Genomic DNA, 17011 nt, shown 5'->3' with positions numbered 1-17011 from the left:
GCCATGAAAATTCGTTCGCAAGTCGGCATGGTGTTGAACCTCGACAAGTGCATCGGTTGCCACACCTGCTCCATCACCTGCAAGAACGTCTGGACCAGCCGCGAAGGCGTCGAGTACGCCTGGTTCAACAACGTCGAGACCAAGCCCGGCATCGGTTACCCGAAGGAGTGGGAAAACCAGGAGAAGTGGAAGGGCGGCTGGAAGCGCAACGCCGACGGCTCCATCGTCCCGCGCATCGGCGGCAAGTTCCGCGTGCTGGCGAACATCTTCGCCAACCCGGACCTGCCGGAAATCGATGACTACTACGAGCCCTTCGACTTCGACTACCAGCACCTGCACACCGCGCCCAAGGCCCAGCACCAGCCGGTCGCCCGCCCGCGCTCGCTGGTCTCCGGCCAGCGCATGCAGAAGATCGAGTGGGGCCCGAACTGGGAGGAAATCCTCGGCACCGAATTCGCCAAGCGGCGCAAGGACAAGAACTTCGACAAGGTCCAGGCGGACATCTACGGCGAGTACGAAAACACCTTCATGATGTACCTGCCGCGCCTGTGCGAGCACTGCCTGAACCCGGCGTGTGTGGCCTCGTGCCCGAGCGGCGCGATCTACAAGCGCGAGGAAGACGGCATCGTCCTCATCGACCAGGACAAGTGCCGCGGCTGGCGCATGTGCATCAGCGGCTGCCCGTACAAGAAGATCTACTTCAACTGGAAGAGCGGCAAATCCGAGAAGTGCATCTTCTGCTACCCGCGCATCGAGGCCGGCCAGCCGACCGTCTGCTCCGAGACCTGCGTGGGGCGCATCCGCTACCTCGGCGTGCTGCTGTATGACGCCGACCGCATCCACGAAGTGGCGAGCTGCGAGAACGAGCGCGATCTGTACCAGAAGCAGCTGGAGATCTTCCTCGACCCGTTCGACCCGAAGGTGATCGCCCAGGCCCGCAAGGACGGCATCGCCGACAGCGTCATCGAGGCCGCGCAGAAGTCCCCGGTGTACAAGCTGGCGATGGACTGGAAGCTGGCCCTGCCGCTGCACCCGGAATACCGCACGCTGCCGATGGTGTGGTACGTGCCGCCGCTGTCGCCGATCCAGAACGCCGCCGCCGAAGGCCATATCGGCAGCGACGGGGTGATCCCGGACGTCGAGTCCCTGCGCATCCCCGTGCAGTACCTGGCCAACCTGCTGACCGCCGGCGACACCGCGCCGGTGCTGCTGGCGCTCAAGCGCCTGCTGGCGATGCGCGCCTACAAGCGCGCCGAGCACGTCGAAGGCAAGCAGGACCTGGAAGTGCTGGAGAAGGTCGGCCTGAGCGTGCACCAGGTGGAAGAGATGTACCGCTACCTGGCCATCGCCAACTACGAGGACCGCTTCGTCATTCCCGCCGCGCACCGTGAAGAGGCGCTGTCGGATGCCTTCGCCGAGCGTTCCGGCTGCGGCTTCAGCTTCGGCAACGGCTGCTCCAGCAACTCCGGCGTCAACCTGTTCGGCGGCAAGGCCGTGGACAAGCGCAACGTCATCCAGACCGTGCAGATCCAGGAGTGAGCACCATGAGCATTTCCATGGAAAGCCACAGCCAGTTGCTCAAGCTGAGCGCGCTGCTGCTGGACTACCCGCGCGCCGAACTGCGCGAGGAAAGCCTGGCGCTGCACGCCCTGATCCGCACCTGCGACCTGCCCGAAGCGCAGCGCGACGGCATCGCCGCGCTGCTCAACGAGCTGTGCCAGGGCGACATCCTCGATGTGCAGGCACGCTATGACGGCCTGTTCGAGCGCGGCCGCTCGGTCTCGCTGCTGCTCTTCGAACACGTTCACGGCGAAAGCCGTGACCGTGGCCAGGCCATGGTCGACCTGATGCAGCGCTACAGCGACGCGGGCCTGGCCATCGACGTCAACGAGCTGCCGGACTACCTGCCGCTGTACCTGGAGTTCCTCGCCCTGCAGGACGCCGGGGCGGCGCGCTCGGGCCTCGCCGAAGTGGCGCACATCCTCGCCCTGCTGGCGGTACGCCTGGAGGAACGCGACAGCGCCTATGCCGCAATCTTCCAGGGCCTGCTGGAACTGTCCGGCGAGCGCCCGGACCTCGGCGCGCTCAAGCGCGACCGCGAGCAGGAAGTGCGCGACGACAGCCTGGAAGCCATCGACAAGGCCTGGGAGGAAACCCCGGTGAGCTTCACCGAGCCCGCCGCCGGTTGCCCGTCCTCCAGCCCCCGGCGGATCTCCACCTCCGCCGAACAACCCATGCAGTGGGTCGCCCAGCCGGTTCCGCAGATGCAGTACCGGGCGGCCAGAGAAGGAGCCTGATCCATGTCCCTCAATCTTCTAGTCTTCGGGGTCTATCCCTACGTCGCGCTGCTCATCTGCCTGATCGGCAGCTGGGCGCGCTTCGACCTGTCGCAATACACCTGGCGGGCCGGTTCCAGCCAGATGCTCAGCAAGAAGGGCATGCGGATCTACAGCAACCTGTTCCACGTCGGCGTGCTGTTCATCCTCGCCGGCCACTTCGTCGGCCTGCTGACCCCGCACTCGGTCTATTCGCACCTGATCAGCACCGAGAACAAGCAACTGCTGGCGATGGTCTCCGGCGGCCTCTTCGGCGTGCTCTGCTTCATCGGCCTGACCGGCCTGCTGCTGCGCCGCCTGACCGACGCCCGCGTGCGCGCCACCGGCAATGCGTCCGACCTGATGATCCTGGTGGTGCTCTACCTCCAGCTGATCCTCGGCCTGTCCACCATCGTCGCCTCGACGCACCACCTGGACGGTTCGGTGATGGTGATGCTGGCCGACTGGGCGCAGTCCATCGTCACCCTGCAGCCGCTGGCCGCCGCCGAAGCCATCGCGCCGGTATCGCTGGTCTACAAGCTGCACGTGACCCTCGGCCTGACCCTGTTCGTGCTGTTCCCCTTCACCCGCCTGGTGCACATCGCCAGCGCCCCGGTGTGGTACTTCGGCCGCCGCTACCAGGTGGTCCGCCAGAAGCGTCGCGCAGCCTGAGCATGAGCTTTCCCACTCCCCGCGCGGGAGTGGGAAACGGAGGTAATCGAAATGAGTTGTTCCCACTACGAAGCCAAGGTCGAACACGTCGACCTGCCGAAGATCGCCGTCAACGGCATCGCCATCGCCGAAGACGAACTGGCCCGCGAGCTGCAATACCATCCTGCTTCCAGTCACGCCGAGGCGCTGTACGCCGCCTGCCGCGCGCTGGTGGTGCGCCAGCTGCTGCTGCAGCGCGCCGACGCGCTGGGTCTTGCGGCCGACGCGGAGGAGGGCGAGGCCCCGGAAGAGGCGCGCATCCGCGCGCTGATCGACCGTGAAGTCGGCGTGCCCGAAGCCGACGAAACCGCCTGCCGCCAGTGGCACGCTGCCAACCCGACGCGCCTGACCTCGCCCTGGCGCATGCGCCTGCGCCACGTGCTGCTGGGCTGCGCGCCGGACGACCTGGACGGCCGCGCCAAGGCCCGCGAACAGGCCGAGGCGCTGCTCGCCGAGCTGCGCGAACACCCCGAGCGCTTCGCCGAGAAGGCCATGCGTTTCTCCGACTGCCCGTCCAAGGACGACGGTGGTGACCTGGGCTGGATCGAACCGGGGCAGACCGTCCCCGAGTTCGAGAAACGCCTGCTGCAACAGCAACCCGGCCTGCTCGGCCATCCGCTGGAAAGCCGCTACGGCCTGCACGTGGTCGAGCTGATCGAGCGCGATGGCGGCGAGCCGCTGGACTTCGCGCAAGCGCACCCGCGCATCGCCGCCTACCTGCGCGCCCAGGTGCTGCAGCGGGCGGTCAGCCAGTACATCAGCGTACTGGCGGGCGAGGCTCTGATCGAGGGCTTCGCCTTCGACGGGGCGGAGAGTCCGCTGGTGCAGTGACCCGGTTCCGGACCCCTCTCTCCTCATTCCTCCCTCCTGCAGGGGGAGAGGGGTTTCGGAAAAGGACAAGTCTATTGGCCGCCGCGCGCCACGGGGAGCGACGGCCGGAGTTGAACAGCATGCCCGAATGGATCGACGGCCAAGGCCGCAAGATCGACTACCTGCGCCTGTCGGTGACCGACCGCTGCGACTTCCGCTGCGTCTACTGCATGGCCGAGAACATGCAGTTCCTGCCGCGCCAGCAGGTGCTGACCCTGGAAGAGATCGAACGGGTGGCGCGGATCTTCGTCGAGCGCGGCGTGAAGAAGCTGCGCCTCACCGGCGGCGAACCGCTGGTGCGCCCCGGCATCGTCCACCTGTGCGACCGCCTCGCCGCGCTGCCCGGCCTGCGCGAACTGTGCATGACCAGCAACGGCTCGCAGCTCACCCGGCTGGCCGGCGACCTGCATGCCGCCGGTCTTACCCGCCTGAACATCAGCCTCGACACCCTCGACCCGCAGCGCTTCGCCGCGATCACCCGCACCGGGCGCCTGGAGCAGGTGCTGCGCGGCATCGACGCGGCGCAGCAGGCCGGCTTCGAGCACATCAAGCTCAACTGCGTGGTGATGAAGGGCCGCAACGCCGACGAAGTGCCGGCGCTGGTGGACTACGCCATCGCCCACGGGCTGGACATCAGCTTCATCGAGGAAATGCCGCTGGGCCAGGTCGGCCGCGAGCGCGAGGAGAGCTTCTGCTCCAGCGACGAGGTGCGCGCGCTGATCGCCGAGCGCTTCGAGCTGCTGGACAGCGCCGAGCACAGCGGCGGCCCGGCGCGCTACGTGCGTCTGGCGCAGCATCCGGGCACGCGCATCGGCTTCATCTCGCCGCACTCGCACAACTTCTGCGCCACCTGCAACCGCCTGCGCCTGACCGCCGAAGGCCGCCTGCTGCTGTGCCTGGGCCACGAGCATTCCCTCGACCTGCGCGGCCTGCTGCGCCGCCATCCGCTGCACGACGAACCGATCCTCGAGGCACTGCAGGGCGCCCTGCAGCGCAAGCCCGCGCGCCACGACTTCAGCGTCGGCGACGTGCAGGTGCTGCGCTTCATGAACCTCAGCGGCGGTTGACCGTTCCTCCCTCGGCGGGCCCTGCGCCCGCCCTTGCCTTGCCTGCGCCCTTCCTCACCCGCGGCGGATGACACAGCGTCGTCCGCCGCGGGTTTTCGGTTTATGCCAGACAAAAGAAAAGGCCCCGGCGACATGAGCGTATCGCGGGGCCTCGGGGCAATCTGCCAAGTTGAACCGTGGAAGCTAAAAAATCATGCGAAAGAATCAGTCGGCTCCTCCTCGGATTGCCTGGAACACCTCCAGCCTACGACCATCGCCCCGCTGCCGACATTCCTCCGAAGGAGTAGCGACGGGGCCGCAAAGGGGAGTGCGCCGGACGGTCGCAGGACGATTGACGTTCTGTACTTTTTAGTCCAGATTGGATTTTAAGTTTATGCGCACGGCGCGCATGGACGAATCACAACAAGACAGTCGCCTGGGCAAGGGCAAGGCAATGCCGCTGCGGCGCTCCGCGCCGCGACCCCGGACGGGCTATTCACTGCCAAGCCGAAACCCAACGGCCGGCGCTCGCTCGCCCGGTCGCGTCACCGACCACGCCACGGAGTTCATCGATGAATCGCAAAGCCCTGCTGGGCAGCCTGCTGCTGGCCGCCTTCACCACCTTCGCCCACGCCGACGACAAGCCGCTGCGCATCGGCATCGAGGCGGCCTATCCACCCTTCGCCTACAAGACCCCCGACGGCGGCATCGCGGGCTTCGACTACGATATCGGCAACGCCCTGTGCGAACAGATGAAGCGCAAGTGCCAGTGGGTCGAGCAGGAATACGACGGCCTGATCCCCTCGCTGAAGGTGCGCAAGATCGACGCCGCGCTGTCGTCCATCACCATCACCGACGAGCGCAAGCATTCGGTGGACTTCACCCACAAGTACTACTTCACCCCGGGCCGCCTGGTGATGAAGGAAGGCTCGCAGCTGGACGAGCAGTTCAGCCAGCTCAAGGGCAAGAATATCGGCGTGCAGCGCGGCTCCACCGCCGACCGCTTCGCCACCGAGGTCCTGGGCAAGGCCGGCGCCAACGTGGTGCGCTACACCAGCCAGGACGAGATCTACCTGGACCTGCTGGCGGGCCGCCTGGACGGCACCTTCGCCGACTCCATCCCGCTGGAGATCGGCTTCCTGCAGACCCCGCGCGGCAAGGGCTTCGCCTTCATCGGGCCGGAGTTCAAGGACCCGAAATACTTCGGCGAGGGCGCCGGCATCGCCGTGCACAAGGGCAATACCGAACTGGTCGGCCAGCTCAACGCCGCCATCGATGCCCTGCGCGCCAATGGCAAGTACAAGGAGATCGAGGGCAAGTACTTCAAGAGCGACATCTACGGCGATTGATTGGCCCGGCGTGTTGCAGGAAAGGCCGCCTTCGGGCGGCCTTTTTCATTGCGGCGGGTGGTTTTGCGCGTTCGCCTGGGCGGGACTTGCTCGCGAACCCGCCTGGCGCCGGCCCTGCCGGCGGATCGCGGACAAGGTCCGCTCCTACAAGGGGCACGGCGCGAACGGGGGCTCATCGCACAGGGTACGGTGGGACCGGCTTTCGTAGGAGCGGACCTTGTCCGCGATGCTCTCGCTCTTCGTAGGGAGGATACGCGCGGCGTCGTTCGCCGTGATGGGTATCGCTTCGCTCCACGCCATCCTACGAACGCGGCTCAGCAGTGGTCGGCTTGGCGCTTTCGTAGGAGCGAGCTTGCTCGCGAACCCGCTTGACGCCGGCCCTGCCGGCGGATCGCGGACAAGGTCCGCTCCTACAAGGGGCACTGAGCGAACCGGGGCTCATCGCACAGGGTACGGTGGGACCGGCTTTCGTAGGAGCGGACCTTGTCCGCGATGCTCTCGCTCTTCGTAGGGAGGATACGCGCGGCGTCGTCCGCCGTGATGGGTATCGCTTTGCTCCACGCCATCTTACGAACGCGGCTCTGCGGCGGGGGGCTTGGCGTTTTCGTAGGAGCGAGCTTGCTCGCGAGCCCGCTTGACGCCGGCCCTGCCGGCGGATCGCGGACAAGGTCCGCTCCTACAAGGGGCACGGCGCGAACCGGAGCTCATCGCACAGGGTACGGTGGGACCGGCTTTCGTAGGAGCGGACTCCGTCCGCGATGCTCCTGCTCTTCGTACGAACGCAGGCAGTCTCAGGCGCGCAGGAAGCCGATTGGCAGAGGGCAAGCAGCATTGCCGCGCACGTACGAGGCATCAGATCACTCGCCCCGCAGAGGGCTCGCCAACCAGCGGTCCCGCCGGGATATCCCGAGCAATCCACTCGGGAAAGTCGTGCTAGGATTTGCCCCCGGCTCCGATTTCTCGGGCGGTGCTGGCTCTCCGCCAGCGCTGCCACCCCTCAGCAGAAGGATCCAAGCAATGGCTCAAGTCACCCTCAAGGGCAATCCGGTTTCCGTCGATGGCAAGCTGCCGCAGAAAGGCGAACAGGCCCCGGCCCTCAAGCTGGTCGCCGGCGACCTCTCCGACGTCACCCTGGACAACTACGCCGGCAAGCGCAAGGTGCTGAACATCTTCCCCAGCGTCGACACCCCGACCTGCGCCACCTCCGTGCGCAAGTTCAACGCCGAGGCGAGCAAGCTGGCCAACACCGTGGTGCTGTGCGTTTCCGCCGACCTGCCGTTCGCCCAGGCGCGCTTCTGTGGCGCCGAAGGCCTGGCCAACGTGGTCAACCTGTCCACCCTGCGTGGCCGCGAGTTCCTCGCCGACTACGGCGTGGCCATCGCCAGCGGTCCGCTGGTCGGCCTGGCCGCCCGCGCGGTGGTGGTGCTGGACGAGCAGAACAAGGTGCTGCACAGCGAGCTGGTCGGCGAGATCGCCGATGAGCCGAACTACGCCGCCGCCATCGCCGCCCTGGCCTGATGACGCTGCCGGGCTGCCCCCCCGCGGGGCGGTCCGGCCGGCCGGAAAACCTTCCGGCCTCCTTCGGCGACATTCGCCGAAAATTCGTAACCCCCGGTAAATCAAAGGTAAATAGCGGGTAAAGAGACTTTGCCTGCGGCCTCGCTGTGCTTATCGTTCAGCCTCGCTATCCTCTATTTTTTCGCCATGACGACGACCATGACCCCAAGCAATGGAACCCTCCGTACCCTGCGCCCCTGGCTTTTCACCGCGATCATCTTCGCCGCCGTGGTGGGGCTGATCATGTGGCTGCACTCGACCTCCAGTGGCGCGCCGGCACCCCAGGGCGGTCGCGGCGGGCGGCCATCCGCGGGGCAGATGGCGGCGGGGCAGGGCGCCACGGTCACCGTCAGCGTCGCGCCCACCGTCAAGGGCGACCTGCCGGTGCACTACAACGCGCTGGGCACCGTCACGGCCTACAACACGGTCAACGTCCGCGCGCGGGTCAGCGGCCAGCTGGTCAAGGTGCCGTTCCAGGAAGGCCAGGAAGTGAAGGCCGGCGACGTGCTCGCGGTGATCGACCCGCGTCCGTTCCAGGCCGCGCTGGACCAGGCCCAGGGCACCCTGCTGCAGAACCAGGCGCAGCTGAAGAACGCGCAGATCGACCTGGCGCGCTACCGCGGCCTGTACGCCGAGGACTCCATCGCCAAGCAGACCCTGGACACCCAGGAGGCCCTGGTGCGCCAGTACGAAGGCACCCTGAAGACCAACCAGGGCCAGGTCAGCGACGCCAGGCTCAACCTTGAATTCACCCAGGTGCGCGCGCCCATCTCCGGCCGCGTCGGCCTGCGCCAGGTGGACGTGGGCAACCTGGTCACCTCCGGCGACACCACGCCGCTGGTGGTGATCACCCAGGTCAAGCCGATCTCCGTGGTGTTCAGCCTGCCGCAGCAGCAGCTCGGCACCGTCGCCCGCGAGCTCTACGCCGGCAAGCCGGTGCCGGTCCAGGCGCTGGACCGCAACCAGGACCTGACCCTCGCCACCGGCGTGCTCAAGACCCTGGACAACCAGATCGACACCACCACCGGTACGATCAAGCTCAAGGCCGGTTTCGAGAACGCCGACCACGCGCTGTTCCCCAACCAGTTCGTCAACGTCCGCCTGCTCGCCGAGACCCTGCGGGGCGTGCTGACCATCCCGGCCAACGCCGTGCAGCGCGGCAACGACGGCACCTACGTGTACCGCGTGGGCGAGGAGGACAAGGCCAAGCGCCAGCTCGTCACCCTGGGCGCCAGCGAGGGCGAGAAGGTGGTGATCACCGAGGGCCTGAAGGAAGGCGACCGCGTGGTCGTCGAGGGCACCGACCGCCTGCGCGACGGCATGCGCATGAACATCGTCGCCTCCGCCGAGCAGGCCCGCGAGGCCGCCAGCGAGGAGGGCGAGAAGAGCACCGCCAAGCCGTTCGGCTCGGACAGCCCGGTCCAGGACAGCGGTAAGCGCGAATGAACCCGTCACGCCTGTTCATCCTGCGGCCGGTCGCCACCACGCTGCTGATGGTGGCGATCCTGCTGTCGGGGATCATCGCCTACCGCTTCCTGCCGATCTCGGCGCTGCCGGAAGTGGACTACCCGACCATCCAGGTGGTGACCCTGTACCCCGGCGCCAGCCCGGACATCATGACTTCGTCCGTGACCGCGCCGCTGGAGAACCAGCTGGGGCAGATTCCCGGCCTCAACGAGATGTCCTCCACCAGCTCCGGCGGCGCCTCGGTGATCACCCTGCAGTTCAGCCTGCAGGTGAACCTCGACGTGGCCGAGCAGGAAGTGCAGGCGGCGATCAACACCGCGCAGAGCCTGCTGCCCAAGGACCTGCCGAACCAGCCGGTGTACAGCAAGGTGAACCCGGCGGACGCGCCGATCCTGACCCTGGCGGTGATGTCCCCGGACATGCCGCTGCCGCAGATCCAGGACCTGGTCGACACGCGCCTCGCGCAGAAGATTTCGCAGATTTCCGGCGTTGGCCTGGTCAGCATCAGCGGCGGCCAGCGCCCCGCCGTGCGCATCCGCGCCAACCCCGGCGCCCTGGCGGCGGCCGGGCTGAGCCTGGACGACCTGCAGACCACCGTCACCAACAACAACCTCAACGGCCCCAAGGGCAGCTTCGACGGCCCGACGCGCTCCTCGACCCTGGACGCCAACGACCAGCTGAAGTCCGCCGACGCCTACCGCGACCTGATCATCGCCTACAACAACGGCGCGCCGCTGCGCGTGCGCGATGTCGCCAGCGTCGAGGACGACGCCGAGAACGTGCGCCTGGCCGCCTGGGCCAACAACGCGCCGGCGGTGGTGCTGAACATCCAGCGCCAGCCGGGGGCCAACGTCATCGAGGTGGTGGACAGCATCAAGAAGATGCTCCCGCAGTTGCAGGCGACCCTGCCGGGCAGCCTCGAAGTGACGGTGCTCACCGACCGCACCACGACCATCCGCGCCTCGGTGGCCGACGTGCAGTTCGAGCTTTTCCTCGCCGTCTGTCTGGTGGTGATGGTCACCTTCCTGTTCCTGCGCAACATCTCCGCGACGCTGATCCCCAGCTTCGCCGTGCCGCTGTCGCTGATCGGCACCTTCGGCGTGATGTACCTCGCCGGCTTTTCGATCAACAACCTGACGCTGATGGCGCTGACCATCGCCACCGGCTTCGTGGTCGACGACGCCATCGTCATGGTGGAGAACATCGCCCGCTACCTGGAGCAGGGCGACTCGCCGCTGGACGCCGCGCTCAAGGGCTCCAGGCAGATCGGCTTCACCATCATCTCGCTGACCTTCTCGCTGATCGCCGTGCTGATCCCGCTGCTGTTCATGGGCGACGTGGCCGGCCGGCTGTTCCGCGAGTTCGCCATCACCCTGGCGGTGGCCATTCTCATCTCCGGCTTCGTCTCCCTGACCCTGACGCCGATGCTCAGCGCCAAGCTGCTGCGCCACGTCGCGCCGGAGAAGGAAGGCCGCTTCGCGCGCGCCGCCGGGCACTTCATCGAGCGGATGATCGAGCGCTACGCCGACGCCCTGCGCGTGGTCCTGCGCCACCAGAGGCTGACCCTGCTGGTGGCCATCGCCACCCTGGCGCTCACCGCGCTGCTCTACGTGTTCATGCCCAAGGGCTTCTTCCCGGTGCAGGACACCGGGGTGATCCAGGGCATCGCCGAGGCGCCGCAGTCGATCTCCTTCCAGGCCATGGCCGACCGCCAGCAGGCGCTGGCCAAGGTGGTGCTGCAGGACCCGGCGGTGGACAGCCTGTCGTCCTTCATCGGCGTCGACGGCACCAACGCCACGCTCAACACCGGGCGCCTGCTGATCAACCTCAAGCCCCACGCCCAGCGCGACGTCACCGTCAGCGAGGTGATCCAGCGCCTGCAGCCGGAGCTGGACAAGGTCGCCGGCGTGCGCCTGTACCTGCAGCCGGTGCAGGACCTGACCATCGAAGACCGCATCGCCCGTACCCAGTACCAGTTCACCCTGCAGGACGCCGACCCCGAGGTGCTCGCCGAGTGGGTGCCGAAGCTGGTGGATCGCCTGGAGCAGCTGCCGGAGCTGGCCGACGTGGCCAGCGACTGGCAGGACAAGGGCCTGCAGGCCTTCATCAACATCGACCGCGACACCGCCTCGCGCCTGGGCGTGAGCCTGTCGGACATCGACAGCGTGCTGTACAACGCCTTCGGCCAGCGGCTGATCTCCACCATCTTCACCCAGGCCACCCAGTACCGCGTGGTGCTGGAAGTGGCGCCGGAATTCCAGATCGGCCCGCAGTCGCTGGAAAACCTCTACGTGCCCGCCAGCGACGGCACCCAGGTGCGCCTGTCGAGCCTGGCCAGGGTCGAGGAGCGCCACACCCTGCTGGCGGTCAACCACATCGCCCAGTTCCCGTCCGCGACCATCTCCTTCAACCTCGCCAAGGGCGTCGCCCTGGGTGACGCGGTGCAGGCGATCCGCGGCGTCGAGGCGCAGATGGAGCTGCCGGTCAGCCTGCAGGGCAGCTTCCGCGGCGCGGCCCAGGCCTTCGAGTCGTCGCTGTCGAACACCCTGCTGCTGGTGCTGGCCTCCATCGTCACCATGTACATCGTGCTGGGCATCCTCTACGAGAGCTTCATCCACCCGGTGACCATCCTTTCCACGCTGCCCTCGGCGGGCGTGGGCGCGCTGCTGGCGCTGATGCTCTCGGGGCAGGACATCGGCATCGTGGCGATCATCGGCATCATCCTGCTGATCGGCATCGTGAAGAAGAACGCGATCATGATGATCGACTTCGCCCTCGACGCCGAACGCAACGAGGGCAAGTCGCCGCAGGAGGCCATCTACCAGGCCTGCCTGCTGCGTTTCCGGCCGATCCTGATGACCACCATGGCCGCGCTGCTCGGCGCGCTGCCGCTGATGCTCGCCGGCGGCGCCGGCGCCGAACTGCGCCGGCCGCTGGGCGTGACCATGGTCGGCGGCCTGCTGCTGAGCCAGCTGCTGACGCTGTTCACCACCCCGGTGATCTACCTGTATTTCGACCGCCTCGCCGCGCGCTGGGCCGCCTGGCGCGGCCGCCACGGGCTTGACGTGAACAGCATCGACCCGGCGGAGCGCGGGTGATGAACCTCTCCCGACCGTTCATCCTGCGCCCGGTCGCGACCTTCCTGCTGACCCTGGCGCTGCTGCTGGCCGGCATCCTGTCGTTCGGCCTGCTGCCGGTGGCGCCGCTGCCCAACGTGGACTTCCCCACCATCATGGTGCAGGCCGCGCTGCCCGGCGCCAGCCCGGAAACCATGGCCTCCACCGTGGCGACGCCGCTGGAGCGCGCGCTCGGGCGCATCGCCGGGGTCACCGACATGACCTCCAGCAGCTCCCTGGGCAACACCACCATCGTCGTGCAGTTCGACCTGTCCAAGGACATCGACGGCGCCGCGCGCGAGGTGCAGTCGGCGATCAACGCGGCGATGAGCCTGCTGCCCACCGGCATGCCGAACAACCCGACGTACCGCAAGGCGAACCCGTCGGACAGCCCGATCATGATCCTCACCCTGACCTCGGACACCTACTCCCGCGGGCAGATGTACGACCTCGCCTCGACCATCGTGTCGCCCAAGCTGGCGCAGGTGAAAGGCGTGGGGCAGGTGAGCATCGGCGGTTCCTCGCTGCCGGCGGTGCGGGTCAACGTGATTCCGGACCGGCTCAGCCACTACGGCATTTCCCTGGACAACGTGCGCACCGCCATCGCCAACACCAACGCCGACGGCCCCAAGGGTTCCCTGGAATTCGGCGGGCGCCACTGGCAGGTGGACTCCAACGACCAGCTGCGCACCGCCAGCGAATACGCGCCGCTGATCGTCCACTTCAACGCCGACACCGGCGCCGCGGTGCGCCTGGAGGATGTGGCGCAGGTCAGCGACTCGGTGGAAGACATCCGCAACGCCGGCTTCTCCGACAACCTGCCGGCGGTGCTGCTGATCATCACCCGCCAGCCGGGCGCCAACATCATCGAGGCCACCGACGCCATCCACGCGCAGCTGCCGATCATCCAGGACGTGCTTGGCCCGCAGGTGAAACTGTCGGTGATGGACGACCGCAGCCCGTCGATCCGCGCCTCGCTGGACGAGGCCGAGCTGACCCTGCTGATCTCCGTGGCGCTGGTGATCCTGGTGGTCTACCTGTTCCTGCGCAACGGCCGCGCCACGCTGATCCCCAGCCTGGCGGTGCCGGTGTCGCTGGTGGGCACCTTCGCGGTCATGTACCTGTGCGGCTTCTCGCTGAACAACCTGTCGCTGATGGCGCTGATCATCGCCACCGGCTTCGTGGTGGACGACGCCATCGTCGTGGTGGAGAACATCGCCCGGCGCATCGAGGAGGGCGACCCGCCGCTCCAGGCGGCGATCCGCGGCGCCCGCGAGGTGAGCTTCACCGTGCTGTCGATGACCCTGTCGCTGGTGGCGGTGTTCATTCCGCTGCTGCTGATGGGCGGCATCACCGGGCGGCTGTTCCGCGAATTCTCGGTGACCCTGGCGGCGGCCATCCTGGTCTCGCTGGTGGTCTCCCTGACCCTGACGCCGATGCTCTGCGCGCGCCTGCTCAAGCCCATCGAGCGCGGGCAGAAGAAGTCCCCGGTGGAGCGCCGGAGCAACCGCTACTTCGTCGCCTTCATGCTGCGCTACCGCGCAAGCCTGAGCTGGGCGCTGGAGCACTCGCGGCTGATGATGGTGATCCTGCTGGGCTGCATCGCGCTGAACCTCTACCTGTTCGTGGTGGTGCCCAAGGGCTTCCTGCCGCAGCAGGACTCCGGGCGCCTGCGCGGCTTCGCGGTGGCCGACCAGAGCACCTCGTTCCGCGCGCTGGACCGCAAGATGGCCGAGTTCCGCAAGATCCTCTCGGAAGACCCGGGCGTGGAGAACGTGGTGGGCTTCGTCGGCGGCGGCAGGTGGCAGTCGAGCAACACCGGCTCCTTCTTCGTCACCCTCAAGGACATCGGCGAGCGCGACTCGGGCGAGGTCATCGTCAACCGCCTGCGCAAGCGCCTGGCGCAGATTCCCGGCGCCGCGCTCTACCTGCAGGCCGGCCAGGACGTGCGCCTCGGCGGCCGGCAGAGCAACGCCCAGTTCGAGTTCACCCTGCGCAGCGACGACCTGACCCTGCTGCGCGACTGGGCGCCCAAGGTCGAGGCGGTGCTGAACAAGGTCCCGCAACTGGTGGACGTCAACAGCGACGCCCAGGACAAGGGCGTGCAGAGCCGCCTGGTGATCGACCGCGACCGCGCCGCCACCCTGGGCGTGAACGTGGCCGACGTGGACGCGGTGCTGAACAACTCCTTCGGCCAGCGCCAGGTGTCGACCATCTTCAATCCGCTGAACCAGTACCACGTGGTGATGGAAGTGGACCAACCCTTCCAGGAGTCGCCCGAGGAGCTGCGGCGGATCTACGTGATCGGCAGCGACGGCCAGCGCATCCCGCTGTCGGCCTTCACCCACGTGGAGCCCAGCCGCGCGCCGCTGACGGTCAACCACCAGGGCCAGTTCGCCGCGACCACCTTCTCCTTCAACCTCGCCCCCGGCGCCCAGATCGGCCCGGCCCGCGACGCGGTGATGGCGGCGCTGGAGCCGCTGCACCTGCCGCTGGAAATCCAGGCCACCTTCGAAGGCAACGCCGGCGCGGTGCAGGACACCCAGAACGACATGCCCTGGCTGATCCTGCTGGCGCTGGTGGCGGTGTACATCGTGCTCGGCATCCTCTACGAGAGCTACGTGCACCCGCTGACCATCCTCTCGACGCTGCCCTCGGCCGGTGTCGGCGCGCTGCTCACGCTGATGCTGTTCCGCACCGAGCTGTCGCTGATCGCCCTGATCGGGGTGATCCTGCTGATCGGCATCGTGAAGAAGAACGCGATCATGATGATCGACTTCGCCCTCGACGCCGAACGCACCCTCGGCCTGTCGCCGCGCGAGGCGATCCTCGAAGCCTGCATGAAGCGCTTCCGGCCGATCATGATGACCACCCTGGCCGCCATCCTCGGCGCGCTGCCGCTGATCTTCGGCGTCGGCGTCGACGCCGCGCTGCGCCGCCCGCTGGGCATGACCATCGTCGGCGGCCTGATCGGCAGCCAGTTGCTGACCCTGTACACCACCCCCGTCGTCTACCTCTACCTCGACCGCCTGCGCCACTGGGTCAACCGGAAGCGCGGCGTGGCCACCGACGGCGCCCTGGAGACACCCGTATGATCCGCCCCCGTTCCCTGTTCGCCCCCCTGGCGCTGGCCGTGGCCCTGGCCGGCTGCGCCATCGGCCCGGACTACCAGCGCCCCGAGCTGACGGTGCCCGCCAGCTTCAAGGAAGGCGACGGCTGGCGCCTGGCGCAGCCGCAGGACGGCTTCAGCCACGGCGCCTGGTGGGAGCTGTACGGCGACGCCACGCTGAACGACCTGCAGACCCGCCTGGTCGCCGCCAACCAGACCCTCGCCCAGTCCGTCGCCTCCTACCGCCAGGCGCGGGCGCTGGCCAAGGGCTCGCGCTCGTCGTTCTTCCCGACCCTCAGCGCCGACGCCGGCAAGACCCGCTCCGGCCAGGGCACCGGCAGCGGCGGCAGCGTGCGCCTGCCCGACGGCTCGACGGTGAGCAGCGGCGGCGGTGGCGGCATTTCCAACAGCTACGACGCCAGCCTCGGGGTGAGCTGGGAGCTGGACCTGTGGGGCAAGCTGCGCCGCCAGCTGGAAGCCGACACCGCGAGCATGGACGCCAGCGCCGCGGACCTCGCCGCCTCGCGCCTGTCGCTGCAGTCGGAGCTGGCCCAGGACTACCTGCAACTGCGGGTGATGGACCAGCAGATCAAGCTGCTCAACGACACGGTGGTAGCCTACCAGCGCTCGCTGACGCTGACCCAGAACCAGTACAACGCCGGCATCGTCACCAAGGCCGACGTGGCCCAGGCGCGCACCCAGCTGAAAAGCACCGAGGCCCAGGCCATCGACCTGGAATACCAGCGCGCCCAGCTGGAGCACGCCATCGCTGTGCTGGTCGGGGTGCCGCCGGCGCAGTTCGCCCTGGCCGCCGTGGACGGCGTCCCGGCGCTGCCGCCGGTGCCGGCGCTGTTGCCGTCCGAGCTGCTGCAACGCCGCCCGGACGTGGCTTCGGCCGAGCGCAGGGTGATCGCCGCCAACGCGCAGATCGGCGTGGCCAAGGCCGCCTGGTTCCCCGACCTGACCCTCACCGCCGCCGGCGGCTACCGCAGCGGCAGCTTCCAGAACTGGATCGAGACGCCCAACCGCTACTGGTCCATCGGCCCGCAGTTCGCCATGACCCTGTTCGACGGCGGCCTGATCGCCTCGCAGGTCGAACAGGCCGAGGCCAGCTACGACCAGACCGTGGCCAGCTACCGGCAGACCGTGCTCGACAGCTTCCGCGAGGTGGAGGACTACATGGTCCAGCTCAAGGTGCTGGAACAGGAGAGCGGCGTGCAGAAGGAAGCGCTGGACGCCGCCCGCGAGGCGCTGCGCCTGACCTTCAACCAGTACAAGGCCGGCACCATCGACTTCAGCAACGTGGTCACCACCCAGACCGCCGCGCTGTCCAACGAGCGCACCCTGCTGACCCTGCAGGGCAGCCGGCTGACCGCCAGCGTGCAGCTGATCGCCGCGCTGGGCGGCGGCTGGGACGCGGCGGGGATCGCCGAGGAAGGCCAGGCGCTGCGCGACTGACGGCGGCCGGTCC

11 protein-coding genes are annotated in these 17011 nt (G+C 67.9%); all 11 read left to right on the top strand.

Annotated features, from left to right (window positions below):
• The first annotated feature begins 3 nt into the window (after positions 1 to 3).
• The 11 genes from narH to AC3B6A_RS21880 all read left to right on the top strand — a co-directional run bounded on the left by narH (position 4) and on the right by AC3B6A_RS21880 (position 16998).
• Entirely contained in the window at positions 4 to 1539 is a 1536-nt protein-coding gene (gene narH, locus AC3B6A_RS21930) for a nitrate reductase subunit beta (RefSeq protein ID WP_488399211.1), read from the top strand.
• Positions 1540 to 1556: 17 nt separating this feature from the next.
• Positions 1557 to 2297 (top strand): nitrate reductase molybdenum cofactor assembly chaperone, encoded by a 741-nt coding sequence (gene narJ, locus AC3B6A_RS21925; protein WP_488403666.1) that lies wholly within the window; start codon positions 1557 to 1559, stop codon positions 2295 to 2297.
• A 3-nt stretch (positions 2298 to 2300) separates the two neighbouring features.
• Positions 2301 to 2987 carry a respiratory nitrate reductase subunit gamma gene (narI, locus tag AC3B6A_RS21920; RefSeq protein WP_488399210.1) on the top strand — a complete coding sequence of 229 codons (687 nt, stop codon included), beginning with the start codon at positions 2301 to 2303 and terminating at the stop codon, positions 2985 to 2987.
• Positions 2988 to 3038: 51 nt separating this feature from the next.
• Positions 3039 to 3857 carry a peptidylprolyl isomerase gene (locus AC3B6A_RS21915; protein WP_488399209.1) on the top strand — a complete coding sequence of 273 codons (819 nt, stop codon included), beginning with the start codon at positions 3039 to 3041 and terminating at the stop codon, positions 3855 to 3857.
• A 119-nt stretch (positions 3858 to 3976) separates the two neighbouring features.
• Positions 3977 to 4963: a GTP 3',8-cyclase MoaA gene (gene moaA, locus AC3B6A_RS21910; RefSeq protein ID WP_488399208.1), complete on the top strand. Its 987-nt coding sequence runs from the start codon at positions 3977 to 3979 to the stop codon at positions 4961 to 4963.
• Between the two features lie 551 nt (positions 4964 to 5514).
• Positions 5515 to 6291 carry an L-arginine-binding protein AotJ gene (aotJ, locus tag AC3B6A_RS21905; protein ID WP_488399207.1) on the top strand — a complete coding sequence of 259 codons (777 nt, stop codon included), beginning with the start codon at positions 5515 to 5517 and terminating at the stop codon, positions 6289 to 6291.
• Between the two features lie 1017 nt (positions 6292 to 7308).
• A complete protein-coding gene (tpx, locus tag AC3B6A_RS21900) occupies positions 7309 to 7809 on the top strand; it encodes a thiol peroxidase (protein ID WP_488399206.1) in 501 nt (166 codons plus the stop codon).
• 198 nt (positions 7810 to 8007) lie between these two features.
• On the top strand, positions 8008 to 9294 hold the full coding sequence (locus AC3B6A_RS21895) for an MdtA/MuxA family multidrug efflux RND transporter periplasmic adaptor subunit (RefSeq protein WP_488399205.1): 1287 nt from the start codon (positions 8008 to 8010) through the stop codon (positions 9292 to 9294).
• On the top strand, positions 9291 to 12413 hold the full coding sequence (locus AC3B6A_RS21890) for an MdtB/MuxB family multidrug efflux RND transporter permease subunit (protein WP_488399204.1): 3123 nt from the start codon (positions 9291 to 9293) through the stop codon (positions 12411 to 12413). The genes AC3B6A_RS21895 and AC3B6A_RS21890 overlap by 4 nt, the downstream gene beginning before the upstream one ends.
• Positions 12413 to 15526, top strand: coding sequence for a multidrug efflux RND transporter permease subunit (locus tag AC3B6A_RS21885; RefSeq protein ID WP_488399203.1), 3114 nt, complete (start codon positions 12413 to 12415; stop codon positions 15524 to 15526). Before AC3B6A_RS21890 ends, AC3B6A_RS21885 begins: the two co-directional genes overlap by 1 nt.
• On the top strand, positions 15523 to 16998 hold the full coding sequence (locus AC3B6A_RS21880; RefSeq protein WP_488399202.1) for an efflux transporter outer membrane subunit: 1476 nt from the start codon (positions 15523 to 15525) through the stop codon (positions 16996 to 16998). Before AC3B6A_RS21885 ends, AC3B6A_RS21880 begins: the two co-directional genes overlap by 4 nt.
• Positions 16999 to 17011 lie beyond the last annotated feature (13 nt).

This window comes from Pseudomonas sp. B12(2026) (genome assembly GCF_057767015.1).
The sequence above is the reverse complement of the archived record's forward strand: the minus strand, read 5'-3'. Positions and strand labels throughout refer to the sequence as shown.